We start from the raw sequence: 23,015 nt of genomic DNA on the forward strand, positions 1-23,015 counted from the left end.
CGATCATCACCGCACGCCGGACCTTCTGATGATAAAGCTCCACTCTCTTCATCCTTCTCCTCCGCCCAAAAACGGAGGTTAGCAGGACTGGCCCCTTTTTATCCCGGTGCTCTCAGCCGACGGATGGCCCCTTTTATTACCGGTGTTCTCAGGATAAACCGTGCCGCCGCGAATGGCTCCGGGCAATGAACATTTGGTATAGGCGGCGGGGCCGCGCCTTTCAGGGCGCGGCACCGCCGCAAAAATTTCGAGCCCTCGCAAGGGGATCGGGCGGAAGCGGTAAATCCGCCTCCGCCCGATTATTTCACGCAGGTTCCCGGTCCTCGCCAGTCCCTACTTCGCAGCCTTCATCGGCAACGAAATCGTCGTCCGGCGATTCCGCTTCGGCCCCTTCCCCTTCACCGTAATCCTCGTCAGGCCCCGGCGCGCGCATGGCGCGCACATGCGCCTCGACGGTGCCCACCCCGCCCCGCGCCGTATAGGCGGAAGGCGGGAAGGTCATCCAGCGCGGCACCCAGCCCTCGCGCTTTTCCCGACCTCCGTTTCCGGCCAGATGATCGCGGACGATCCCCTTGAGCGTCTTGCCCTTTTGCCCGGCATTGGCGTCGGCCACGACATCACCGGCGATTTCACGAACCATTGCCAGAAGCACCTCGCGGTCGCGCAGCGTTTCGAGAAAAGCGGCGTCCGCTTCCCACCAATCGGCCATGGAAACTCCCATCTCGACACCGAGCGTCTCCACCGCAGGACTGCCAGCGGCCAGCGCCTCTCCCATGACGATGGTCAAAACTTCCATGACAACGCCATCGGGAAGTTCGACGAGGCGGGCGAACAGCCTGCACAATTCCCGCCCGGAACCACGCATGCCGTAGCCGGTTCCACCAATCACCGTGGGTTCGTCGTCGGGCAAGTTCAGCAGCGCCAGAACCGCGCGTCGCCGCTCGTCGAACACAGCCTCGGCGCGGCAATTCTCGACGCTTTCCTTGACGGCATCGTTCCTGACGCTCTGTGGCTCGGGCACGATGCGCCACAGCGGGGACCCGGCAATCGCATGCGCGACCATCATGCGCAGCGCGAGGCCGGAATGCCCGATAAGCGCCGCGCGCACGGCGGCATGGCGGTGCAAATCCACATAGGTCCCGGTAATGGCCGTTGCTTCTGGTCGCACGGGTTTCTGCCCTGCTCCCGCGGCCTCGCTGCGGGCCAGTTTGGCGGCTTCCTTGCGTGAGAGGTAGCCTTCATGGATCACGACCTCGCCGTTCGCGCGCACATCGAGATAGACACGGCCGCCCTTGCGCTTGGGCGTCTTCTCGTATTCCCACGAGTGGAAGTTGGCCTCGGGTCCGATCACGACTGCATCAACCCAGCCTTTCTCCAGATATTGCCGAGAGCGCGCCTCGATGGCGGCATTCTGGAGCGGCCAGAATGTCTTGCCGCAGGCAAAATAGGCCTCGCTGCCGAACAAGTCCGATACCGTGGAAAGGCCACTGCCTTCGACCGGGAACAGCGCGTGGCTTACGGCGATCGATTGACCGCCGAACAGCCATGCCTTTAGCTGATATCCGCAGGGAGCATAGGAATTGGGGTCGTCGCGCAGCGCGAGCCAATCACGCTGCTGGCTCTTAGAGGCGAGGGTCAATTGCCGGACGGTCGCAACGTCGATTTCCTCGCGGCGATAGAGATCGCGGATGCGCGGCAGCAGATTACCGAGCGCCAGTACGCGCCTGACTGCAAGGTCCGGCAGCCCGAATGTAATCGCGATTTCCTCGACCTTGCGGCCTTCGCGGATCAGGCGAGTGAAGCATTCCCACTGCGTCATTTCGTCGGATCGAGCCGGGCGATGTTCTCGATCAGCGATGCCTCGATGGCATCGGCGTCGTCGCCCTCATCGAGAATGGCGCAGGGAAGCATCATCGCCTCGGCCTCGTCGCCGCCATCGTCCGGTCGTGCCCCCTCCCCTTTCGCGGCGTTCGCTCGGGTATCGTCGGCAACGATCCGCGCGGCATGGAAGCGGCGCGCGCCCGCAACGATCTCGTAGTGCCCCGGCTGGCAGTTCGGCCGGACGAGGATCGGCTGGATTACGCCGCGCGCCCGGACGGTCGGAAGAATGTCGGACACGTCGGGGGCCTTACGGGCGTAACGCATATTGGATTTGCTGACGGCAAGGTTGCCCAAGGCAATGAATTCGAGTTTCATGGAAAGCACTCCTGATTGCGAGTGCCGGTCCACCGAGTTCGTGATGGGATAAGGTGGACCGGCTTAGGTTGAGGCGCCCGAGCGGGATTGCACCGACCGCCTGCGTCATCGGCCCCTCAGCGGGGCAGAAGTCTGATTGCGCCCGGATCCTCGCGGGTAAGGCGGCTCAGGAGGTCGGCGGCGTCGGGTATGGACCCTGCGAGGCGCGCCGCCTCGGCCCAGATCGACAGACGATGCCGGGTGGCAAATCCGAGGTCGCGGGCGATCCGGATGCCGAGCGGAAGGCGGATGGCCTCGATCTCGCGAAGCGAGAAGATGCCAAGTTCCGGCGTCCCGAGCCCGATATCGGCAAGGCCGTAGAGCGTGTCGTCGTCGGCATAGAGTTCGGTTGCAAGCCAGACCGCGCGGCCCATCGGATTGAACAGGCGGACCAGCGGCAGCGGATCGAACTTGGGATTCTTGATGCTATGCTCGAAGTTGGCGCTCAGCATCGCGCGGGTGGATTGGGAAATGATCGTCATGCCCCGGCCCTCCCCTCATCTGCGGGCACGACATCGGTTCGGCGCGCGCATGCTGGCGCGCCGGTTCGCGCAGCCCCGATTTCCTCAGCGAGATCGGCCGCCACTTCCGCATCTGCGGCGGCATGGCGCGCGAGCAGCCAATCCGCTGCCTTGCTCGCCATGCTGGCGGCCCGGAAGATTGCGCGATTGTCTTCGCGCAGGACTTCAAGCCACGCCCCCAGATAGTCGGCGTGGCGCACCGTCGGCACGATCCCGAGCGCCGCGCAAAGGAACGCCGAACCCAATTCCGCAATCAATTCCTCCCGTGCGTAGTCTTTCGAACCGAATGCGCCGGTCAGGTTCCGATTGAGCCGCGAACTATGGCCGACGCCGTGCGTCAATTCGTGCAGCGCCGTCCGATAGAAGTTCACCTGATCGTGGAAGGCCTGCTGCGGGGGCACCTGCACGAAGTCCCGCCCCGGCGAATAGAACGCCTTGTCGCCGCCTATACGAAAATCGATCCCGCTTGCGGCGATGACCGCTTCACCCACCGGAACGATCTCGCGTTCGGGCAAGGCGACCGGCGGGGGAACGAGATCATCCGGCAATCCATCGCACTGCGCCACATTGAAAACGGTGAAGCGCTTGAGGAAGGCAACGGACTTGGCCTCGTCACCGCTCGCCCGCGCGCGTTCTTTTTCGGCTTCGGGCGTGAAGCGATCGGCATAGACGACCTGCGTCCCCTGCTCGCCCTTGCGCACATTCCCGCCCGCCGCGAGCGCCTGCCGAAAGGTCAGCCAGCCGGGGCGCTCCCAGCCGTGGGCAAGCGCCGATGCCCAGAGCAGGAGAATGTTGATGCCCGAGTATGTTCGCAAGGTCAGCGCATTGCGCGGCAGGCAGGGCACCCCGCCGCCCCCGAGATCGCTTCCGCAAGCTGCACTACTCCACGGCTGCACCCAAGGGAAACGTCCCTCCTCCAGTTCCGCCACGATCCGCGCAGTGACCTCGTCGTAAAGCGAGGATCGGGATTTTGCCTCACTTTCCTGCCCGGACTGCCGATCCCGGGAACGGCTGACAGCAGAGTTACCCCCAAGCTTGTGCCGGCAGTTATGAACCGGCTTGTCCACATCGTCGGGCCGCCCGCGCTCCGATGTCCCCGACCGTTTTGGCCGGGCACGTCCGGTTGAGCTGCCTTGGCCGGAACCGGTTTCACAGAGAACCCGAACTTGCGACCTCGCGCATTGCGAGGCCTTGCGATTGCTGCGCATGTCTCACCTCCAAGCCTGCCCAAAAACCACCATGGCCTCCCCGGAAAAGACGGGGGTGGGCGGCCCGGACGACCGACGAGGCCCGCGTCCAGGCGGCGCCTGCACCCGCAGCCGGGGCCCCGATCCGCTGGATCGGGGTGGCAAGGGCCGTAACGCAGTGGAGGAGCCCGCGAGGAACGAGCGGCTTGCAGGAGCCGGCGGCGGGCCTAGACGGGCGTCGAGCCCACCCCCGGCTTTGCCCGGGAGAGGCTCACAAACGGCGCCGCGCGCGGGCGAAGCACGTGAGGGTCCATATGAGGGCGAGCATGCTCGCCCTCATCCGCGCCAGCGATCCTAACCGGCAGGCCGAGACCCGGAGAGGGGCTCGGTGCCTGCGCGCGGGCTAAGGGCGGCCAGCCCGCCCGGGCGCGGCATGGAGCGCGGTCGCGCCGGCGGGCGCGAGGCGCCTCGTCGTAAATCCAAACAACAGAGGACGCGGCCAAGCGATCAGTAGATGATCAAGTCCACGATGGAGATCGAGTAATTTTGTCGCATTCCGCCACGCGAATTCAAAAACCATATTTAAGTTGATCGTAACAACAAACCATCTTTCGGCAATTATTCTTAAAGAACTCGTTTCCATCGGCCTCAGCGTTTTCAACCAAGAATTCGCGAAGAACATCCAAATCAACCTCTTCAGCCGGTTGAAAAGGCAACATTAGCACAGCTTCAGAGACCGAGCACTTTTCTATTATTTCAGCCGTCGACAGTCCTGCGAAGCCTTTATCGAAGCGAGCCCTGTACGCAGGCAACGTATAACTTGCCGAGCGTAACTTTTGCACGACCTTCTTGGCGCCCTCCAGTTTCGAATCGTTAAGATCTTCGTTGCTCGAAATTCCCGCAAGGCTCAAATAACGGAAAATAGGCGTGAAGGTTCTATTTGATCTCGCAAAGACAGGAAAAGCTGTCGCAAGCAAATGCGCAGGATCAAAGCGCGTCTTGTCTGCCAGACAATCTGAGAACAGCTCATTTGCCGTGATCCCTGCGTACCCCTTTTTCGCTAAGGCTTCCTCGACCTTTGCTCCGAATTCCTTCTGCCTCTTCGCAACACCGACCCCGACCACAAATTCGACCTCATCGGCAGAGCCGATTTCCTCGTAATCCACCACCGCCAGTTTCTTCTCGATTTCGTCCGGAGTGTGAACCAGCTCGTAGAGCTGCTCCTTGAAGAACCGCAATACGCGGGCGGGTATTTTGCGCCTGGCAGTGGTCAGGGTTCCATAGAGTTCCTGGAAGTCGGCGATCTTCGCGACAGTCATGGTCACGCTGAAAGTGTCCGACTGAAGTGTAGCCTTTTCGACCGACGGCACTTCGCCATCGCTCACCCGCTGCACAAAGATCAAATTTTCCTGGAACGCCGCAATCTTATCTTGCGTCAAGCACTGGGCGATAGATGTAATTATCGCCCGAATGTGAGGATCGGTGATAGAATATCCGATAAAGATGATCGGATGCTCGACAAAAATTGTTACCAGCTTTGCAGCGAGGTATGGATTTTTCGACGTAAATTCGGCATAATCTTCGCTAGTGAGCACCAGACTATTAGGATCACCAGCAGATCCATGTATCTTATATATTTCACCAATCGCCTGAGGATTGGAGAATAAAAGCTCCGACTGCCCCACGAACACCTTGAAGTCGGGAAACAGTTCCTCCAGGAGGAAATCCCAGTTCGTCGTTATGATACCGTCAACGGCCGCGCTCGCTAACGTCGCGAGCTCATCACCGTTTTCAGAGGATCGACCGTCGTCTAGGGAGAAGTTACCAATGTAATTGGATATTTCCACTTTAAGCGCGTCAGAATCCGATCTTACAATTTTCTCAGATTCCTGGCGGCTGGCCTCCATTTCGGGAGCATTCCACCACCACTCGTTATAGTCGAGCGCCATGTAGGACGCGGCCTGCGAGAGATCGCCATTGGCCCGCGAGCTGTAATATCCGAATGCCTTGATCGGCGCGCAGAAGCGCTCCAACAGGCCTGCCCAAGCTTCCGTCCCTAGATAGCGTCGCGAAAATCCCGAACCGACAAAGAGAAATGGGGCCGCCGGATGACGGTCGAGTATTTCTTTCAGGACTTCTGCAGGATCGGACATGTGTTGCCTCTTTGGGAGCTACGAAGCGCAGTTAAGGTCATACACCCGCAATCGCAATGTATTTGCCCACTTCAACGGCATGACCCCGGCTTGGCGATCGATTCACACCTCCGTGGTGACTAATCACCGCGCCACTGGAACCTGATCGATCCGTGTAGTCCAGGAGGGGCTCTTCAAGGCACGCTTGGTATCATAGGCCTTCACGCCCATCCCTTCAGAACCCAGCCGCAAGGTCTGGCGCCCGAACCTTGTATTGATCTCGTCGAGCGCGGCCAGCAGCTTCGGCGATCTGGGATCCGGGGCGGAGAACATGTCGAGCTGCCCACGCGCCTCCTGTTCCAGACCCTCGAGCATCACGCCGCACTTGGTGTAGACTGCGCCGACCTCAAACATGGCCTCGGCCATCCTGCCGGCCACGCCGGCAATGACGCGCGGATCGTTGCTGGCAGGCGAAAGCCGCCCGACGCGCGAGGCCGAGGGCGCGTTCGGCTTGAAGCGGCTGCCATGTGCGAAGGCAATCAGGCGGCTCGCTTGCAACCGCTGGTGACGGATTTTCTCGGCCGCGCGTACTGCGCGCCGCACCATGGCTTCGCGCAACGCCTCGACGTCCCGAACAGGTTCGCCAAAGTTGCGCGTGACCGCCGTGGACTTGAGCGCAGCCGGCTCCGGCTCGAAATCGGTGCATTCGATGCCGTTGAGTTCGCGCACCAACCGCTCGAGCACGACCGTTCCCACGTCGCGCGCCACTTCTGCGGGCAGTGCAGCAAGCTCGGCAGTCGTCCGGACGCCGAGCGGCCGCAGGCGCTTCGCCAATGCAGGTCCGATGCCCCAGACTTCCTCGACCGGCCAGGCCGCCAAGAGCCGCCGCCGCAGGCCTTCGTCATGCAGATCGACAACCCCGCCCCAAACTTTTTCGGACGCCTTGGCGAGGGCGTTTGCCACTTTGCTGAGTGTCCGCGTCGGCCCGAGGCCAATGCGGGTGGGGAGACCCACCGAGCGCTTGACCGCAGCGCGGACACGGTGCGCCATCTCGACGTCGCCGAGGCCGCTCGGCAATACCGGCAGACGAAAGAAGGATTCGTCGATCGAGTAGATTTCGACCGTATCGGTGAACTCAGCAATTACCGCATTGAAGCGCCGGTTCATGTCCGCGTAGAGCTCGTAGGAGGAGGAACGGCACTGGATGCCATGCCTCGCCACCACATCGCGGATCTGGAACATGGGCGCGCCCATGCGAATGTGGAGCGCCTTGGCTTCGGCCGAGCGCGCGATGGCGCAGCCGTCACCGTTCGACAACACGAGAAGCGGCACACCGCGCAGCGAAGGATCGAAGACGCGCTCAGCGCTGCAGTAGAAGTTCTCGATGTCGAGAATGGCCCAGGTCATGGGCTAGCCCTGAAGGTTGCGCACGCTCGCGCGCACGACGCCCCAGACTTCCACTGTCTCGTCCGCCACGACCGGCTCGTAGTGCATGCGGCTATTGCGCGCCTCGAGCATCGGGACACCATGGCGAAAGCAGAGTTGGCGAACGACAAAACCGCCATCGACCACGGCAATGACGATGCGCCCGTTCACGGGCTTGGCATCCCTGTCGACCACAACGACATCGGAATCGAACAGCCCCGCATCGACCATGGACTGCCCGCTCACCCGGAATACGAAGCTGGCAGCGCGATCGAGCCGGAGCAGCTCTACGAGATTGATCGCGGATTCTTCCCAGTCCTGGGCCGGCGAGGGAAAGCCGGCGCCGGCTGCGCCGATAACGCGAAGGCACCACTCGCGCGGCAGTTCGCCAAGCGGCAGAGGAATCGAAGGGGGCAAGGCAAAGCCGGAAGACATGCCATCCCAATAACGCGATTCGGAACATATTGGGAACATAAGAAAACGACGACGGAGCGATTTCGACGGATAAACCGTTCAACCCGCTGTCAAATCACGCTTTTCAGATTTCCGCTTGGGGTTGCCGCGTCGGGAATACCGGCCCTCTCACGACCATCTTTGCTGGATCGTAGGGCCGCTGCAGCGAAACGATCTCGTCGTAGCTGCCGCGCAGCCAGGTCGTCACGTCACCTGGATCGAGGATGGTCACCATGGCCTTCGGGTGGATAGGCGCGACCAGTGCATTGGCATCGCAGGTCACCATGGTGAAGCCGTTGCCGGTCTCGGTCCTTTGCCAGAAGCCTCCAACGACAAAGGTTGGCTGGTCGGTGACTGCAAACCACATCTCGCCCTTAAGCGGGGGCTTCCCATCATCGAGATCGTGCTTTTCCGGCGTAAACTCGCAGAATTCGGTGAGCGGCACGATGCAGCGGTTTTCCGGCTTCTCCGCGAGCCGGCGCCATTGCGGCAGCGAGAGCTGGCGCACATTGGTCATCGGCCAGGCCGCCTTTCCGCCGAGCACGTCCCAGGTCATGATATCCCATCCGCGCATCTCGCCCTCTTCGCGGATCACATAGCTGCGTCCTTTCGGCCGCAATTCCTGCGGATCGAAGCGATTGTCACGCGGACGCTCGGTGAACAGGTGGGCGGCCGAGCCGAACAGGGTTTCCGGCTCACCGCGCATTCTGGCTCGATTGCACATGGCGGCCCTCTCCTCTGCCGTGGCTGTTGCCCGTACCGACCAAGCCTGCCCAATGACCCGCCCGGCACTCGAACCTATCATGCCTGCGGCAGTACCGTATATGGGCGGCGGCGCCGAAGACGCCGGTCACCGCCCGTAGTCCCTGACCCAATTCGTAACGCTTGCCTGCACGCCGCCAAAAAGGACGAGGAGGCCAGGGGTACGCGTTATGGAGGCGGGCGGCGGGTGATCGATATCGTGGCCTCACTCCCGGAAGCGGCAGCGGCGTATTGGCGGCCGTCTGGACTTCGGGAGAAGCACTGTCCGATCACACCGCTTTCAATGCCGGGCGACATGAGCGGTTTGGGAAACGGTCCGGAAAGGGATCACGGCGAGGGAAAGAATTGATCCGCATTGCCTGCAATCCCGCTTGCGCCCGCGATGACAATGAACGAAACGAAACGCCCACAAAAAGAAATTCGGGCACGTAAATACATCATGGCAGACCAAGCTCTACTTACGCTGGCGGCTGACATCGTCAGCGCGCATGTCAGCAATAATTCGATTCCCTCAGCGCAGCTTCCCCAGTTGATCGAGGCGGTTTACGGATCGCTGGCGTCGCTTGGACAAGCTCCTGCGCCGCAACCGGAAGTGCTTACACCCGCGGTCTCCGTGCGTGCTTCGGTAAAGCCGGATGGCATCGTCTGCCTCGAGTGCGGTAGCAAGTTCAAGACGATCAAGCGGCACCTCACCACCGACCACCAGCTTTCGGTCGAGGATTACCGGGCGCGCTGGAATCTGCCTGCGAGCTATCCGTTCGTCGCGGCGGAATATGCCGAGCGCCGGCGGGCGCTTGCAAAGGAGATCGGCCTCGGGCGCAAGAAGGGCGCCAAAACCAAGAGCAAGAAGGCGCATTCCGCAGTTGCCGATGCAGTAGCCGAACCCTCCGCTGTTCCCGGCGACACCCCTGCAGCCGCTACTGCGCCTTCCGCGAGCGCTCCGGCCGATAAGGCTCCGACCAAGAAAGCCCCCGCGAAAAAGGCGGCCACCGGCGGCAAGACTGCGAGAAAGCCGAAGTCGGCAACCAATGCGGCGCCGTCCGAATAACAGCGCGTACCTCGTCTGGAGTGCGGGCCGCAGTACTTTGCTCCCGCACTTCAGGCGCCAGCCGGAACCGAACTGCGCCGACCGGTGGCCACATCCGTCGGTGGGTAAATTTTTCCTATTGCATCAAAGGCATGACTTTCCAGAAGCGGTGCGCACCAACTGCACCAAAACCGGAAGCTACAGATGTCTGCCCCCACAACACCCGCTCCGAGCGACACAAAAGCGCCGTTCTCCCTGACCAGTCTTCTGGGACTTCAAGAGCTGACACTCACGGCCCTGGTCCTAGGCGCGATCCACCTCCTCCTGGGTAGTACGGGCTATGCGTGGCTGAGTTATCTCGGCGTGCAGTACTACGACAGCTACGGACAGGGGTTCGGGCTTCCCGAAGGAACATTCAGCCTGCCAAGTACGAGATTGGCGACAAAAGGGCTGGAAATCGTGCTTGCATCGGCCGAGAGCACCAAGTTCTACGCTCTGGCGGTCCCTGCGATCTTGCTGGTGCTGATCGTGTATGGCTTCATCAAGCATCTCGTCGAAAAGTACAGCTCGGATCCGGAACGCGCGCGCAAGTTCTTCCACATCGAGCCCTCGCTGCGGGAGGTCTACGCCATGACCTTTCTCCTCGTCGCCATCATCACCGTTGGTATCGCGCTGAAAGCGGCGATGTTCACTTTCCCTGCGGCCGCTCGGGAACTTGGCGCCCAGCGCGCAAAGAATGAACGGAAGACTCTGAAATCCGACAACTGCCTTTGCGCGCTCTATGGTCCGGACGCCATCGAAGGCATCACGCTCGTCACCGACAGCAAGGCGGCTTTCATAGCGAGGCGCTCGGGCGGCGTCCTGCAGATCCCCCGCGCAGATTACCGGTATAGTCTCCCTGCGGCGTCCGGCACCTCCGGGAACGGGATCAACGGCTCCAAAAACTGAAGCGACCATGCACAAATTGCGCGGAAAGTCTCCCAACCCGGGAAGCGCCGGGACCGAGAGGGATTATCGAGACGTCGCTGAATAGAGGACAGGAGCGTCCGCGAAGCGGTCGCATTTGTCAGCTTACGGACGATGACAATTCCTGAGAGATCGTTCCTATGGCCAAATCAACCCGGACCCTCGCCCGCGAGCAGGTCATCCAGGCGGCGGAGGCAGCGCAGGACGCATTGTCGGCCGGCGGCATTGCCTTCACGCCGCTCGATATCGTCAAGATTGCTGCCGATTATGCCGCCAAGCACGCCGTCCTCAGCACGCAGTTCGGGTCCTCCGAGTCCCAGCGGGACCTCGCCAAACAGTTACGAAGTGAGTTCGTCCGGCGCATCACCTACTGGGAGGACATCTACTTAAACGGCGGCGAGCCGGTGCAGATTTCGAAAGATCCGCCGATCGCGGTACGCAGCATCGAGCTCGTCGACCTGATGCTTGCCCCTCCCGCGAAGAAGCGGGGGCGTCCGCGTCGGACTTGATCGGTTCAATTTTGTTCTATATATGTTCCACCCTCAAGGACGGAGCATATGGACAGCATCGATCAGATCCGCGACGCAGTCGCAAGCGAACTTGAAAGCCGGGGTCTCGACAACCGCAAGTTTCTAAGGGAAATCCGCAGCGGCAAGCGTGACGATGGTCCGTACATGATCGGCGCTCTCGCAGCCGCGCGTCTGGTCCCCGGACTGGCCAAGTCCCGCTAAGAGCCGCGCTCATTTCCTGCGCATCTTTCGGCGGGGTCTCATTTGCGAAGCAGGAGTTCCTTGTATCCCCCCAGCGCCATCTCGCGTGCTTGCCGCGCGAGCCGGCGAATGCGCGAGCGCAGGGAATCGGAGGGACCACCCCAATCCTGTTCGACGACATCCCCGCCGACCATGGCGCAGGCGAGATCGCGAAGGCTCGCACCATCGCTCAATGCGTCATGGACGCGCAGCAACACGACACCTCGCGCGATAGCAGGGTCGCGGGGGTAGAGCATCTTTCCAAACCGACCGTGGCGATGGAGTGCCAGGAGCCGCTGGAGCGAGAGCACGCCTGGTTCGGCCCGGGTCACGCCATCGAAGCAAAAGCGCAACCGGACGGTGGAATGCCGGCTCAGGGATCCCGCGATCACGTCCAGCCTGATATGATGACTCCCGTCGGACAATACCGCGTGTTCGCCGCCTGAAGCGGTTGGAATCGCAGTCAGCCAAGGTCTGATCCTCTCGACATCGAGGCATCCGGCATCGCCGGGCGTTCCTGGCCCCGCCTCGACGCTCAGTGTCGATGGATCGTGAAGGGCATGCCAGATTATCCGGGCCGAGAGACAATCCCGGTCCGGCTCTTCCGCGAAAGTGAAGCCCCCAATTCAACGGCTCTGACGAATGTCCGCCGGTGAGGAGAGACGCTTTGGCGTGCCATGCAAGATAAGCTGGATCCCTGCGGAGCCATTCCCACATCAAACCCGTACGATCAGCCTTCTTTAGATATGCATAGGACTCAGCGTCTTGCCAATTGGCAGAAACACCCACCCTCATTTGAACAAGGCATCCGAGATGAATTTAGAAACGTGTTCGCAGGCAATTAACAAATTTTCACCGATATACGGACATTCTGTCCGAATTAGACCATTCCAGAGTGCGCACATGGAATGATATGACACTTTTGCGACACAACCTGCCCGATGGCGGATTGAGAACCCGCTGGACGGCCACGAAGCAGGAAGGGCGATCGCCGGACCGACGGTGACAAGCAACGCCGCCGACGATCGCGAAGTCGAACATTGGGCACACGAATTTTGGCGCTCATGACGCACCTCGTGAGCATCTTCGAGACTATCGGCAGCATCGACGATCTGACCGAAGCTATGAGCGAAGCGACAGAGGAACTCGGTTTTCAGCGCTTTGCGCTCTCGCACCATGGGGGATTTCTGGATCCCGCGGGCGAGACTTTTCGGATTCACAATTATCCCGATCAGTGGGCGGAGTTCTACGACCAATTCGGTCTTGGTCTCAATGACCCCGTCCACCGGGCGAGCAACGTCACGAACCTGGGTTTCCGCTGGGAACGTATTCCCCATCTGATCCCGATGACGGAAGGGGATCGGCGCGTTCTTACGATGGCGCGCGAACAGGGAATAGTCCACGGCTACACGGTTCCGGGCTATGTTCCGGGCGAATGGCGCGGATCGCTTTCCTTCGTGAACTCGGTCTCCGTTCCGATCTACGATCCAATTCTGCCGATCGTCCAGTCGATCGCCCTCTTCGCGTTCGATGCGGCGAGAGGACTGTGGCTCGGACGCGGGGCAAGCCGCCTGATCGAACCCGCAAGGCTCACTGATCGGCAGCGCGAGATCCTGGTCCTTGTCGCCTGGGGCATGAACGATCGCGAGATCGCGAAATATCTCGGCCGTAGCGAGGAAACGATCGCGCTTCATGTCAGGAATGTTTGCGGACGATATGGAGTGAACAAGCGGACATTGGCGGTTATCCGGGCTCTGCTCGATGGAAACCTGACCTTCACCGATATCCTGCGGCGGTAACATACCCCTTTTCCGGTATGGCCTGGAACGGCCGTTCCGGATGACCCTTGGCACGTGACCGCGAATGGTCACGGCCAGGGAATGACCCCATGCTCAACGTCCAAAGCTACGAAAATCGCGAGGCTCCCGACGAGGCGCTGCGCGCCATGTGGGCGGCTCGCAAATCCGTCTTCGTCGACCTTTTGAAATGGGACCTGCCGGTACTTGCCGAACGGTATGAACTCGATCAGTTCGACGATCCCTACGCCCGTTACGTCATTCTGGCCGGGCCCGATTGCGAACATTATGCTTCGGCCAGGCTATTGCCGACGACACGGCCGCATATCCTCGACAGTTTCTACGCCGAGTTTTGCGAGAACGAAGTGCCGCGCGGCGCTGCGATCAAGGAGATTACGCGCTTCTGCCTTGATCGGCGTCTGTGCGCAACCGAACGCCGCGAAGCGCGCGATGCGCTGATCTGCGCTCTCGTCGACCACGCGCTCATCAACGGGATCACCACTTACACCGCAATCGCGTCCGCCGGCTGGTTCAAACAGGTGCTGCAGTTCGGATGGGACTGCCGTCCGCTCGGCCCTCCCCGTTTCAGTGGAAGTGAAATGCTCGCAGCGATCCGCATCGATATCGACCGCGACACACCTCACAAACTGGCGGCAGCCGGCATCACCACGAACCACCGCGGCTCCGACCGCGGGGCGAATTGAGGAGACCGCGATCATGGATCTTTTCTCCGAAGTCGCCCGCTACACCGCCGATCTCAGCGAGCACGGCTATTGCGTGATCGAGAACGCGCTTCCCGCCGAGACCATTGCCGCGCTCGATGATGACATCGCGCCTCGCTTCCATCGCACGCCGTTCTGTGAGGGAGGATTCTACGGCGCCACGACCAAGCGGTTCGGCCGGCTCCTCGCCCGCTCGCCGCACGCCGAAACGCTAGTGCGCCACAGCCTCATCGTCTCGATCGTCGAGCAGATCCTGCTCCCCTGGTGTGATTGCATTCAGCTCAATACGACGCAGGCGATCGCCGTCCACGGCGGTGCGCCCGCACAACTGCCGCACCGTGACCAGGACATGTGGTCCGCAGCCAAGGGCACGGCCGAGTACCTTGTCAATGTGATGTGGCCCCTCACCCCATTCACCTCCGAGAACGGCGCGACACTCGTCTGGCCGCAAAGCCATGGCAGCGCCGCTCTCGATCCGGAACCGAGCGGCCGCCCGGTTGCCGTCGAAATCCCGCCCGGCTCCGCGCTCCTATTCCTCGGCTCGACCCTGCACGGGGCCGGCAGCAACCGTACCAGCCAGGTTCGTCGCGGTATCGTCGTCGGCTATTCGCTCGGCTGGCTCAAACCGTACGAAGCGCAGTGGCTCGCCTATCCACCTGGGATTGCGCGCAAGTTCGATCCCGAACTTGCCGCATTGGTGGGCTACCGCCAGCACCGGCCCAACCTCGGCAACTACGAAGGCCAGTGTCCCTCGATCCTGCTGGATGAGGACTACGATCCCGGCCTGCCGCTCGCCGCGATCGACGCGCTCCGGCCCGATCAGCAAGCGCTTATCGAGAATCGCATCGCCGTGCAGGGAGGTGTGTCATGAACGCAGGCGCGACATCGGACCGGATCTACGAGCACATCCGGCTTCTCATAACCCGCCGCGATATGCGGCCCGGTTTTCGCCTCGACCCCAAGGCGATCGCCAAGGATCTGGAAGCCAGCGCCACACCGGTTCGCGAGGCGCTCAATCGCCTTGTCGGCGAGGGCATGGTGGAAACATTGGTCCCCGGCGGTTTCTTCGTTATCACCCTCGATGAGCCGGCGTTGCGCGATCTCTATACCTGGTCACGCACGCTCATCGGTCTTTCGCTGCGATCCGGAACGCTCGCGGGACGCGATCCCGCCAGGCTCGGACGGGGCGACGATTATCCCGATCGCGTGGCAAGCCTTCTCACGGACCTCGTCTACAGCTCGAACAACACGCAATACCGCATCGCCATGCGGCGCCTCAATGCGAACCTTCATGCGATTCGTCATATCGAGTCCGACCTGCTGGAAGACGTCGACGGGGAATTCGAAGAACTCAAAATTGCGCTTACCGAGGTTCCGGGAAACTCGATCGGCAAAATTTTGAAGTCTTATCATCAACGCCGCCATCGCTCGGCTTTTGAGCTCATTCGTCGATGGCGACGCTTTAGACCATACGAATAGCAACCCTTTTTTTCACGAAGATCGATATAACGACAGTCAATAAAATCAATTAACGCGCAAGAGCCGATATATTCTCGATATAGAGTCACTATATATTCCGTATATCGCCAGCTCATTCGTAAGCTTCTTCTGCTGCCAATTCCGGCAGCATGTTGAAGGAGCAAAGACGATGGACCGTGAAAACACGCCGATCGAACTCGGCACCGCCAGCACCGAAACCAAGGGCGTGCAGCCCAACGATCTCGATGTCGGCATCGGCAGCCCGCAGGCGGGCCTGTCGGACGACTGAGCCCAGGGTGGCGCGCAGCTCGGGCTGCGCGCCACTCCTCTGAGATCATCGGGAAACGTGTCTGGAGACGATCATGTCGGGTCACGGACTTCGCCGCGGCGTGAGCTTCTGCGCTATTGGCGAGCGATACATCTTCCTCGATCTCGAGGCGGATCGCTACTTCTGCCTGCCCCAGCCTCTCGACCGCCAGTTTCACCGGCTCGCCGAAACCGGCGAGGTGGAGGCCCAAGCCCAGCAGGCGCTGCAACGCATCGGCGTTCTGTCGATGGGGCATGGCTACCCGCTAACGGCCTGCACGCGCCGCGCCGCCATCACTGCAAGTGCGCAGGCGCAGGATGGAGCGTCTGCATCCGTTTCGCGCCTTGCGCCGCTGGGCACCGCGCGGGCGCTTGCAAACAGGTCCCTGTGGAACCGGCGGGTCCGTACGAGAGCCCTTGCCGCAAACATCGCCGACGTCATCCGCAGGCGCGAAAACCTGCAGCCCGCGCGTGATCTGGCCGCCGCGCTGCAAGCTGTTGCCAGCGCTTATCGCCACGCCGGCCTCATCCGATCGACCCGAGGGCGCTGCCTTCCGACTTCGATGGCCCTGATGAGCGATCTTGCCAAAGCCGGCGTTTGCGCCCGGATGGTCATGGGTGTGCAATTGGGGCCATTCAGCGCGCATTGCTGGGTGGAAGTGGGTTCCGGCCTCGTGTGCGAGGATGCCGGAACCGTCGCTCCCTATGTCCCGATCCTGGTTGTATGATGGGACGCTATCTCGCTGTGATTGGCACGCCGGATCGGCCGACCCCCAATCGCGAGGCGATTGCCGAACGGTCGCGTACAGCCGGTCTGGAAATCTGCCACAGCGACGCGCGCCTCTTTGTTGCGGTCTCGCCGGCACTGGCTCATCATCATCTTGGCGAGGACCGCGGCATGGTGATTGGCGAGGTCTTCTCGCGCGGCACCAACCTCGCCAGCTCGGCAGAAAGCATCGGTCGTATGCTGGCGGAGCGGCCGGTCGATGCGGACCGCCTCGTCACCCGGTTCTGGGGCAACTACGTCGCATTGCTGCGCGCGCCAGGAAGCGGCGAGATCACGGTCCTTCGCGCGCCGTTCGGCAAACTGCCTTGCCTCTATGGCTTCAAGGACGGGATGACGATCGCGGCATCGGATGTCGCTGCGCTCGGAGTTGCCGGCGTAGCCATGGGCAATCCTGACGCCCGCGCACTTGCCGAGCGGCTGGCGTTCCCCGGTCTCCCTGGACAGGGCACGTGCCTGACGGGGATCGGCAACCTACCGGGCGGCGCAACACTGCTAATCGGGCCCGGTGGAGCATCCACGGCAGAAGCCTGGTCGCCCTGGCCCCATGCTGAGCGCGCCCAGTGGTACGAGACGACGGAGCAGGCACAGCATGAAGTTCGCAGCGCGATTTATCAGGCGCTCCGCGCCCTCAGGGGAGATGCGGCGAAGACGCTGCTCATGCTCTCGGGCGGTATCGACTCCTCGATCCTCGCCGCTTGCCTGTCGTCGCTTGGAGGCGAATATCGCTGCGTCAACTTCGTCCACGCGGACAGCTCCGGCGACGAGCGCAACTGGGCACGGATGGTCGCGCGCCGCCTCGGCTGCCAGCTCGAAGAACGCGATTTTCCGCTGAGCGCTGTCGACGTCACGCGGTCCGAAAGCGCGGAGCTGCCATCCCCCGGCTCGCGGGTCTTCATGCAGGGAACGAATGCAGCGCTTGCCAGCGCAGCCAACGCACTCGGCGCCGATCTCACTCTCGACGGCGGGGGCGGCGACAACGTGTTCCTTGCTCTCAATTCGGTTGCACCTGTCACCGATGCCTTGCGATACGCCGATACGTACGAGACGGTGTGGTCGTGCGCGAGAACAGTTGCCGCGCTCGGACAGGCCAGCGCGCTCGAAGTGCTGTGGCGCGCAGCCCGCCGCCGGTTCCGGCGATCGGCCACGTTTCGGTGGCGGCCGGACCTTGCCCTTCTTGCCCCCGATGCAATCGCCAATCTCGCATCGCAGGCACCGCACGCATGGCTCAGCGCGCCGAGTAAGACTGAGCATGGCGCGGCCGCCCACGTGGCGGTCATCGCCGCCGCCCAAGGATGGGCAGAAGACTGCGACCTGCTCAGCCCGGTCCGGCATATCAGTCCGCTCGCCAGCCAGCCGGTCGTCGAGGCATGCCTTCGGGTTCCAAGCTGGTGGTGGTTCCGCGATGTCCGCAGCCGGATCATCGCCCGGGACGCTTTCGCCGAGCGCTTACCGAGGGAGATCGTCATGCGGCAGTCGAAGGGATCGCCCGAAAGCTTCGTCGCCGACGTCTACTGCAAGAACCGCGAAACCGTACGATCGATGCTCCTCGACGGTCAGTTGCGGCGGCTCGGCCTCATCGATAGCGATGCGGTCGAACGCGCCACAAGCGACACGGGGCCAATCAGGGACACCGCCCACAGGCGTCTGCTCCAACTCTCACAGGTCGAGGCCTGGCTTGCAGCCCGGCACCCTCAATCCTGAGGGCGCTGGGCTGCCTCCCTCTCCTTGGCGAGTTCCTGCCAGTGCGCATATTGCCCGGCCTTGGCAGGATCGGCATCGATCCTGCCCTGGAGCCAGAATGCAAACCAGTCGAGATTGCGCCGATAGACGGCCAGCCGCTGCGCCGGTTGATACTTGAAGTGATAGGCGTCCGGGAAAACGAACATGTCGGCCGCCTTGTGCTGCTCCCGGAGCGCGGCAAAGACATCGATCCCGCCAAGATATTCACGATCGGCCACCTGCATCAGTAGCGGAGTGTCGGTACTGGCCGCGCTCTGCACGATCGAGCCCGGTGCCCAGAACGTGCGGTCGTCAGCAGTGAGCGCCCCCCAGCCCTGCTCCTGCATATGCGCCGCAAATGCCGGTCCGTAACCCACATTGACCGCCCACGGCTCGAGGCAGCACGTGCTCATCGAAGCGGCGGCGAACTGACGGCTGTTGATCATCGCAAACTGCACGGTACTCGACCCGTCGCTTAGCCCACTGATGCCGATCCGCTTCGGATCGGCGATGCCCATGGCGATCACCTTGTCGACGCCGCGGTCGATGGCCGACTGGACCTCGCGCCGCCAGGCCCAGTTCCGTATCCCGTCACCCTGTACTTTCTTGATTGTATCGAGGCCCGGATTGTCGTCGGCGACGGCGCGCGGCTTGTTGAAGCTCAGCACCGCAAACCCCGCCGCCGCGAAGGCATGGATGGGATATTCGTCGCCCATGGCGCCGCGCAGGAAGCCGTTGCTCATATAGGTGGTGACGATGAGCGGCAGCCGCGTTCCGGGGCGATAATCGGGCGGCAACACGAGGTCGCCGCGCACCTCGGCGCCCTGGTCGTTGCGCCATTCGAGACGCTGGACCTGTCCGAACCGGATGCCCAGGAACTCCGGGTTCGAATCGAAAATGTCGCGCATCGCGCCGGTTGCAGGATCGATCCGCACAACCCTTTGCGGTGCGGTCGCCCGCTCGTAGAGGCAGACAAGTCCATCCGGCGCCATCGCACAGTTGCTGACAAGATCCTTCGTTCTGAGCAGCTGATGCGGCGCGCGTTTGCCCGGCACCCACCGATAGAGCGCACTGTCGCCGCGCGCCCAGCCTTCGCGCCGAAGGTAGATCAGGGCCCTCCCATCCCCAGTCCACCACATGCTGTCGATCGAACCGCGACAGGCCTCGGCGTTGCAATCTATCGGGGCGCCGCCGGGCGCGTGGACCGAGAGAAGCAGCGGACTGACCGGATTGGCAGAACTCCGGTGGGTCTCTGCGAGCCGGCCATCGGCGTTTGCGGCCCGAGGCGGCGGCTCGACCTTGCCGATCATGTCGGGCGGAAGGAGCGCCGCTTCATCCTGACTGGCCGGATGCTCCTCGCCTGTTAGCGGATCGACGACATAAGCGGTCCAGGGAATGGCCGCGTCGGGCATCGGCTTGTTCGACATGATCGGCACATAGCGGGTATCGTAGTGAAATCCGGACAGTCCCTCCTTCGCAAAGGCCGCCCTCTCCTCCACTTGCCCTCGGCGGCCGGCGTAGACGATCGTCTTGCCGTCACTGCGCCATGCCAGCGCTTCGACATCCACCGGCGAATGCGTGACCTGCCGTGCCTGTCCCGAAGCGGCATCGACGATCCAGACTTGCGTGACGTCATTGTCCCGGCGAAGCCAGGCAATAGACTTGCCGTCGGGCGACCAATGCGGCGTGATCGTCAGCGGATATCCGATACCCCAGATCCGCTTTCGATACTCGTTGGAAACAAGCGCGAGCTGGCCTCCCTGATCGAGAAGCCGCGGCGCACTTCGACCCGCCACATCCACGACCGCAAGCCCGACACAATGGCTGTTGGTTGCGGGATCGGCGCGGGTGATGACGAAAGCCAGCTGGCGACCGTCTGGCGAGACGGCAAGTGCCGACGGGGCTGGAACTACGGCCTCGAGCGGGCCGATCTGCCGGAGCCGGACCAGGTCCTCGGGCGTGATGTCGCGCTTGGGCCCAACCGGGCGCACAACCGAAGGCAGCAGATCCGAACAGCGGTCCGCCGCGGCAGCCGGGGTGGCGATCGAAAGCCCGAGCATAGCGCTCGCCAACGCGAGCACGGAAGAAGTCGTCGTTACCATTTCTTGACGACCTCGAGAGCCAGAAAGCGCCCTACGGGCGAATAGTTGGTCGAATCGTAGGGCGTATCGGCCCAGGTCGTGGTGGTGATTTGGGCAGGCATCGCGTTGAAGAGGTTGTTCGCCGACACCCCGACTTCGAGACCATCGAGCACGCTGCCTTCGCGAATGAAGCGATAGCGCGCCGAGAGGTCGAGCGTGGTCATACCGTGCACCCTGTCCGGCGGACTTGCGCGCGTATCGACGACCCCGCCGATATAGCTGAGCGTTCCCGTCAGGCGCCACGAACCGTCATCCCAGCTTGCCGCCGCGCGTCCGCGCCAGTGCGGCGGATTGTAGAGATAGCCTGCGAGCGTCTCTATCGGCTGCCCGTCCGAGAGTTGTCGCTCACTGACGAGATAGGTTGCGTTGAGATCGAACGAGGCTGTGCCTCCGGCCAGCTTGGCCGAATACTGCGCCAGCGCGTCAATGCCGTGAACGGTCTGGCGGCCCGCGTTGACCTTGCGGTTGTCGATGATGGCAACAACCTGCGATGGATCGTACGCCCCCGTAGTGAAGTTGTAGAACTGGTCGACACCGGAAATGATGCCCGCCTGCTGGGAAGCGCTCGGGTTCAAGCTGACCTGCTGCGCGTAGATCGGATTGGACAGCGATTGCGCCGTCAGTGTGATCGGGGTGACGACGCGGTTCACGTAGTTCGTGGAGAAGTAGGTCACTTCGAAGGTCGCGCCTTCGAGAACGGCGGGATGGAACGACGCCGTCGCCGACCAGCTTCTCGCCCGTTCGGGCTTCAGGTCCTGATTGCCGCCACCGAGCAGGATAGCCGTCGCACTCGCCGGATAGCCGATCCCGCCCAGGCGCGAGGCTGCGTAAAGACTGGCGGTCTGGGCACCGTACTGGTCATAGAAGCTCGGTGCGCGGAACGAGCGCCCCCATGTAGCCTTAAGCTCGAGCGCGTCCACCGGCGCATAGATGAGCCCCAGCTTGGGCGTCGTGATCTGGCCGACCGTATCGTAATCCTCGTGACGCAGCGCTCCGCTCAGTGACAGCTTGCGAACCAGGGGAACGGCAAGATCGGGACTGATGAGCGGCAGGTTGAGCTCGCCGAAGACATAGTGGGCCGTCTCGCTCGGTTTCGCGTTCTGGTAACTGCCCGGTCCTGCATATATCTCGAAACCGTTGTCGCGGATGCCCAGCCCCGCCGCGATCCGGGCATCGCCGCCGGGTAGGCGGAACACCGGACCAGAGGCCGCAAGTTCGCCAGTGGTCGAACGGTTGCGGTAGCGCTTTGCGGACGTGAGCCCCGTGACATCGCTGTAGACGTATTCGGCCAGAAGGTCGTTGCGCCCCTTGCCGTATGTTCCTGCTGCCGTGACTTCCCAGTGGCCGAGCTGGTAGTGAAGCGCACCGGCAAGCGCGAGCGAGTAGGAATTGTAGGACTGGTCGACGCGGCTGACATGCGGATCGGAAGCCGCATTGAGCGGATAAGTCAGCGAACCGGTCCGTTCGTTGTAGAGGATATCCCCTTCGAAAGTGAGACCGGTCACCAGATCCTGATGCACATGCGCCGCTACGGCGTGGCGCTGGCTCGCGGGGAGCAGCGTCATGTTGGGGTGCGATACCGTACTGTCGCGCTGGTTCGAATTGAGCTCCGTGTTGCGGTTGTATTCGTAAGTCACGAACATGCCGCCGCCGTTCCAGCGATGTCCTGCAAGCACCCCGTAAAGCTGCTGGAAATCACCGCCCTCGGTTGCGCCGCCAATGCGGGCGCGGGTCTGCAGGCCTTCGTAGTCCTGCCTCAGGATCACGTTCACCACGCCGCCGACAGCATCAGACCCGTAGATCGCCGAAGATCCATCGGCGACGACTTCGATACGGTCGACTGCGGCAAGCGGAATCGCCGAGATATCAACGCCCTGTAGCGCCGTGTCGTAGGGAAGCCGCCTGCCGTTGAGTATGGTCAGCGTCGCGTCGCTGCCGAGCCCTCTCAAGTTGACGGTCGAACCGCCACCGGCATTTGCGCCCGCCGAAGCCGGGACGTTGAGGCCGATCCCGGGATTTTGCCCGCCGCCGAAGCTCTGCGGAATATTGCGTGCAGCATCGCCAAGGTCGCCGAAGCCGGAATCCTGAAGCGTCTGGTTGCCAAGGACGATGACCTGGGAAGCCACCTCGGTGCCGCGCAGTCTCGTACCGGTCACGACGATATCGTCGCCCCCAGCAGCACTCTGCTTGCCGCCGCGCGCCGCGCCGCGGACGACATAACCGTTGCCCGCAGCCTCCGCTTTCAGACCTGAACCTGCGAGAAGACGGTCAAGAGCTTGCTCGAGCGTGAAGGTTCCATGCAGAGCGGGAGCGCGCCTCGCGGCAACGCTCCCGTCATCCGCAAGGACCGTCCGGCCCGAGAGCAGCGCAAGAGCCCTAAGCGAATCCGCCAGGCGCTGCTCTGGCAAATCGACGGATAGTTGCACAGTTTGCTGCGCTATTGCGACCGAAGGGCAGGCTAAAAATGCGACAAGTGACGTCGACGCCAGCCAAAGCGTGACCGAATATGCTCTCTTTTCCATTTTTTTGTTTCCCCTCCGCCACGAATTGGCTGGTCATGAGGGGAACGATGGGACGAGACTTTGCCCTACGCTTTTTTCAGCGCATT

22 protein-coding genes and 1 pseudogene are annotated in these 23,015 nt (G+C 62.2%); 11 read left to right on the top strand and 12 right to left on the bottom strand.

Going from position 1 to position 23,015, the window contains the following annotated elements:
• Positions 1-304: 304 nt before the first annotated feature.
• From AB4Z00_RS19550 to AB4Z00_RS19585, 8 genes are all read right to left on the bottom strand, one after another.
• Positions 305-1,819, bottom strand: coding sequence for a chromosome partitioning protein ParB (locus AB4Z00_RS19550; protein WP_442046963.1), 1,515 nt, complete (start codon positions 1,817-1,819; stop codon positions 305-307).
• Entirely contained in the window at positions 1,816-2,196 is a 381-nt protein-coding gene (locus AB4Z00_RS19555; protein ID WP_442046964.1) for a ParB/RepB/Spo0J family partition protein, read from the bottom strand. The genes AB4Z00_RS19550 and AB4Z00_RS19555 overlap by 4 nt, the downstream gene beginning before the upstream one ends.
• A gap of 116 nt (positions 2,197-2,312) precedes the next feature.
• On the bottom strand, positions 2,313-2,717 hold the full coding sequence (locus AB4Z00_RS19560; RefSeq protein ID WP_442046965.1) for a DUF2958 domain-containing protein: 405 nt from the start codon (positions 2,715-2,717) through the stop codon (positions 2,313-2,315).
• Complete coding sequence (locus tag AB4Z00_RS19565; protein ID WP_442047009.1) at positions 2,714-3,823, bottom strand: ArdC family protein; 1,110 nt, start codon at positions 3,821-3,823, stop codon at positions 2,714-2,716. The genes AB4Z00_RS19560 and AB4Z00_RS19565 overlap by 4 nt, the downstream gene beginning before the upstream one ends.
• A gap of 689 nt (positions 3,824-4,512) precedes the next feature.
• Positions 4,513-6,096 carry an SIR2 family protein gene (locus tag AB4Z00_RS19570; protein ID WP_442046966.1) on the bottom strand — a complete coding sequence of 528 codons (1,584 nt, stop codon included), beginning with the start codon at positions 6,094-6,096 and terminating at the stop codon, positions 4,513-4,515.
• Positions 6,097-6,219: 123 nt separating this feature from the next.
• A complete protein-coding gene (locus AB4Z00_RS19575; protein ID WP_442046967.1) occupies positions 6,220-7,482 on the bottom strand; it encodes a Y-family DNA polymerase in 1,263 nt (420 codons plus the stop codon).
• A 3-nt stretch (positions 7,483-7,485) separates the two neighbouring features.
• The gene (locus tag AB4Z00_RS19580; RefSeq protein ID WP_442046968.1) at positions 7,486-7,935 is read right to left on the bottom strand and encodes a LexA family protein; all 450 of its coding nucleotides are present in this window, start codon (positions 7,933-7,935) and stop codon (positions 7,486-7,488) included.
• A gap of 103 nt (positions 7,936-8,038) precedes the next feature.
• Positions 8,039-8,677, bottom strand: coding sequence for an SOS response-associated peptidase family protein (locus AB4Z00_RS19585; protein WP_442046969.1), 639 nt, complete (start codon positions 8,675-8,677; stop codon positions 8,039-8,041).
• Between the two features lie 426 nt (positions 8,678-9,103).
• Between AB4Z00_RS19585 and AB4Z00_RS19590 the strand changes: the two genes are divergently transcribed.
• The 4 genes from AB4Z00_RS19590 to AB4Z00_RS19605 all read left to right on the top strand — a co-directional run bounded on the left by AB4Z00_RS19590 (position 9,104) and on the right by AB4Z00_RS19605 (position 11,439).
• A complete protein-coding gene (locus tag AB4Z00_RS19590) occupies positions 9,104-9,763 on the top strand; it encodes a MucR family transcriptional regulator (RefSeq protein WP_442046970.1) in 660 nt (219 codons plus the stop codon).
• Between the two features lie 183 nt (positions 9,764-9,946).
• Positions 9,947-10,690 carry a hypothetical protein gene (locus AB4Z00_RS19595; protein WP_442046971.1) on the top strand — a complete coding sequence of 248 codons (744 nt, stop codon included), beginning with the start codon at positions 9,947-9,949 and terminating at the stop codon, positions 10,688-10,690.
• Between the two features lie 158 nt (positions 10,691-10,848).
• A complete protein-coding gene (locus tag AB4Z00_RS19600; protein WP_442046972.1) occupies positions 10,849-11,217 on the top strand; it encodes a hypothetical protein in 369 nt (122 codons plus the stop codon).
• Positions 11,218-11,265: 48 nt separating this feature from the next.
• On the top strand, positions 11,266-11,439 hold the full coding sequence (locus AB4Z00_RS19605) for a hypothetical protein (RefSeq protein ID WP_442046973.1): 174 nt from the start codon (positions 11,266-11,268) through the stop codon (positions 11,437-11,439).
• 38 nt (positions 11,440-11,477) lie between these two features.
• Here the strand turns inward: AB4Z00_RS19605 and AB4Z00_RS19610 are convergent, their stop codons facing one another.
• Together AB4Z00_RS19610 and AB4Z00_RS19615 are read right to left on the bottom strand one after the other, a co-directional pair.
• Complete coding sequence (locus AB4Z00_RS19610; RefSeq protein WP_442046974.1) at positions 11,478-11,849, bottom strand: DNA -binding domain-containing protein; 372 nt, start codon at positions 11,847-11,849, stop codon at positions 11,478-11,480.
• 226 nt (positions 11,850-12,075) lie between these two features.
• Positions 12,076-12,252: pseudogene (locus AB4Z00_RS19615) on the bottom strand (transcriptional regulator domain-containing protein); the annotation flags it as partial.
• 269 nt (positions 12,253-12,521) lie between these two features.
• On the opposite strand from AB4Z00_RS19615, the gene AB4Z00_RS19620 reads away from it, so the two are divergent.
• From AB4Z00_RS19620 to AB4Z00_RS19650, 7 genes are all read left to right on the top strand, one after another.
• Positions 12,522-13,256 carry a LuxR family transcriptional regulator gene (locus AB4Z00_RS19620; protein ID WP_442046975.1) on the top strand — a complete coding sequence of 245 codons (735 nt, stop codon included), beginning with the start codon at positions 12,522-12,524 and terminating at the stop codon, positions 13,254-13,256.
• 89 nt (positions 13,257-13,345) lie between these two features.
• A complete protein-coding gene (locus tag AB4Z00_RS19625; RefSeq protein WP_442046976.1) occupies positions 13,346-13,957 on the top strand; it encodes an acyl-homoserine-lactone synthase in 612 nt (203 codons plus the stop codon).
• 13 nt (positions 13,958-13,970) lie between these two features.
• On the top strand, positions 13,971-14,846 hold the full coding sequence (locus AB4Z00_RS19630) for a phytanoyl-CoA dioxygenase family protein (protein ID WP_442046977.1): 876 nt from the start codon (positions 13,971-13,973) through the stop codon (positions 14,844-14,846).
• Positions 14,843-15,454, top strand: coding sequence for a GntR family transcriptional regulator (locus AB4Z00_RS19635; RefSeq protein WP_442046978.1), 612 nt, complete (start codon positions 14,843-14,845; stop codon positions 15,452-15,454). Before AB4Z00_RS19630 ends, AB4Z00_RS19635 begins: the two co-directional genes overlap by 4 nt.
• Positions 15,455-15,623: 169 nt before the next feature.
• Positions 15,624-15,743 (top strand): benenodin family lasso peptide, encoded by a 120-nt coding sequence (locus tag AB4Z00_RS19640; protein WP_132392713.1) that lies wholly within the window; start codon positions 15,624-15,626, stop codon positions 15,741-15,743.
• Positions 15,744-15,816: 73 nt separating this feature from the next.
• Entirely contained in the window at positions 15,817-16,488 is a 672-nt protein-coding gene (locus AB4Z00_RS19645) for a lasso peptide biosynthesis B2 protein (protein ID WP_442046979.1), read from the top strand.
• Positions 16,488-18,248: an asparagine synthase-related protein gene (locus AB4Z00_RS19650; protein WP_442046980.1), complete on the top strand. Its 1,761-nt coding sequence runs from the start codon at positions 16,488-16,490 to the stop codon at positions 18,246-18,248. Before AB4Z00_RS19645 ends, AB4Z00_RS19650 begins: the two co-directional genes overlap by 1 nt.
• Here the strand turns inward: AB4Z00_RS19650 and AB4Z00_RS19655 are convergent.
• Together AB4Z00_RS19655 and AB4Z00_RS19660 are read right to left on the bottom strand one after the other, a co-directional pair.
• Positions 18,239-20,326, bottom strand: a complete 2,088-nt coding sequence (locus AB4Z00_RS19655) for an Atxe2 family lasso peptide isopeptidase (RefSeq protein WP_442046981.1) — start codon at positions 20,324-20,326, stop codon at positions 18,239-18,241. The two genes, AB4Z00_RS19650 and AB4Z00_RS19655, sit on opposite strands and share 10 nt — an antisense overlap.
• A gap of 35 nt (positions 20,327-20,361) precedes the next feature.
• Complete coding sequence (locus AB4Z00_RS19660) at positions 20,362-22,929, bottom strand: TonB-dependent receptor domain-containing protein (RefSeq protein WP_442046982.1); 2,568 nt, start codon at positions 22,927-22,929, stop codon at positions 20,362-20,364.
• Positions 22,930-23,015 lie beyond the last annotated feature (86 nt).

The sequence above is a fragment of the Novosphingobium sp. YAF33 genome (assembly GCF_052113265.1).
In the GTDB taxonomy this organism is placed as follows: domain Bacteria; phylum Pseudomonadota; class Alphaproteobacteria; order Sphingomonadales; family Sphingomonadaceae; genus Novosphingobium.

Bases quoted from the DNA above. Each gene is read 5' to 3' on its own strand.
- AB4Z00_RS19570 (WP_442046966.1), bottom strand. From the start codon at position 6,096: ATGTCCGATCCTGCAGAAGTCCTGAAAGAAATACTCGACCGTCATCCG.
- AB4Z00_RS19580 (WP_442046968.1), bottom strand. From the start codon at position 7,935: ATGTCTTCCGGCTTTGCCTTGCCCCCTTCGATTCCTCTGCCGCTTGGC.
- AB4Z00_RS19600 (WP_442046972.1), top strand. From the start codon at position 10,849: ATGGCCAAATCAACCCGGACCCTCGCCCGCGAGCAGGTCATCCAGGCG.
- AB4Z00_RS19625 (WP_442046976.1), top strand. From the start codon at position 13,346: ATGCTCAACGTCCAAAGCTACGAAAATCGCGAGGCTCCCGACGAGGCG.
- AB4Z00_RS19620 (WP_442046975.1), top strand. From the start codon at position 12,522: ATGACGCACCTCGTGAGCATCTTCGAGACTATCGGCAGCATCGACGAT.
- AB4Z00_RS19660 (WP_442046982.1), bottom strand. From the start codon at position 22,929: ATGGAAAAGAGAGCATATTCGGTCACGCTTTGGCTGGCGTCGACGTCA.
- AB4Z00_RS19650 (WP_442046980.1), top strand. From the start codon at position 16,488: ATGGGACGCTATCTCGCTGTGATTGGCACGCCGGATCGGCCGACCCCC.
- AB4Z00_RS19640 (WP_132392713.1), top strand. From the start codon at position 15,624: ATGGACCGTGAAAACACGCCGATCGAACTCGGCACCGCCAGCACCGAA.
- AB4Z00_RS19585 (WP_442046969.1), bottom strand. From the start codon at position 8,677: ATGTGCAATCGAGCCAGAATGCGCGGTGAGCCGGAAACCCTGTTCGGC.
- AB4Z00_RS19595 (WP_442046971.1), top strand. From the start codon at position 9,947: ATGTCTGCCCCCACAACACCCGCTCCGAGCGACACAAAAGCGCCGTTC.
- AB4Z00_RS19645 (WP_442046979.1), top strand. From the start codon at position 15,817: ATGTCGGGTCACGGACTTCGCCGCGGCGTGAGCTTCTGCGCTATTGGC.
- AB4Z00_RS19590 (WP_442046970.1), top strand. From the start codon at position 9,104: ATGAACGAAACGAAACGCCCACAAAAAGAAATTCGGGCACGTAAATAC.
- AB4Z00_RS19560 (WP_442046965.1), bottom strand. From the start codon at position 2,717: ATGACGATCATTTCCCAATCCACCCGCGCGATGCTGAGCGCCAACTTC.
- AB4Z00_RS19655 (WP_442046981.1), bottom strand. From the start codon at position 20,326: ATGCTCGGGCTTTCGATCGCCACCCCGGCTGCCGCGGCGGACCGCTGT.
- AB4Z00_RS19635 (WP_442046978.1), top strand. From the start codon at position 14,843: ATGAACGCAGGCGCGACATCGGACCGGATCTACGAGCACATCCGGCTT.
- AB4Z00_RS19575 (WP_442046967.1), bottom strand. From the start codon at position 7,482: ATGACCTGGGCCATTCTCGACATCGAGAACTTCTACTGCAGCGCTGAG.
- AB4Z00_RS19605 (WP_442046973.1), top strand. From the start codon at position 11,266: ATGGACAGCATCGATCAGATCCGCGACGCAGTCGCAAGCGAACTTGAA.
- AB4Z00_RS19630 (WP_442046977.1), top strand. From the start codon at position 13,971: ATGGATCTTTTCTCCGAAGTCGCCCGCTACACCGCCGATCTCAGCGAG.
- AB4Z00_RS19550 (WP_442046963.1), bottom strand. From the start codon at position 1,819: ATGACGCAGTGGGAATGCTTCACTCGCCTGATCCGCGAAGGCCGCAAG.
- AB4Z00_RS19555 (WP_442046964.1), bottom strand. From the start codon at position 2,196: ATGAAACTCGAATTCATTGCCTTGGGCAACCTTGCCGTCAGCAAATCC.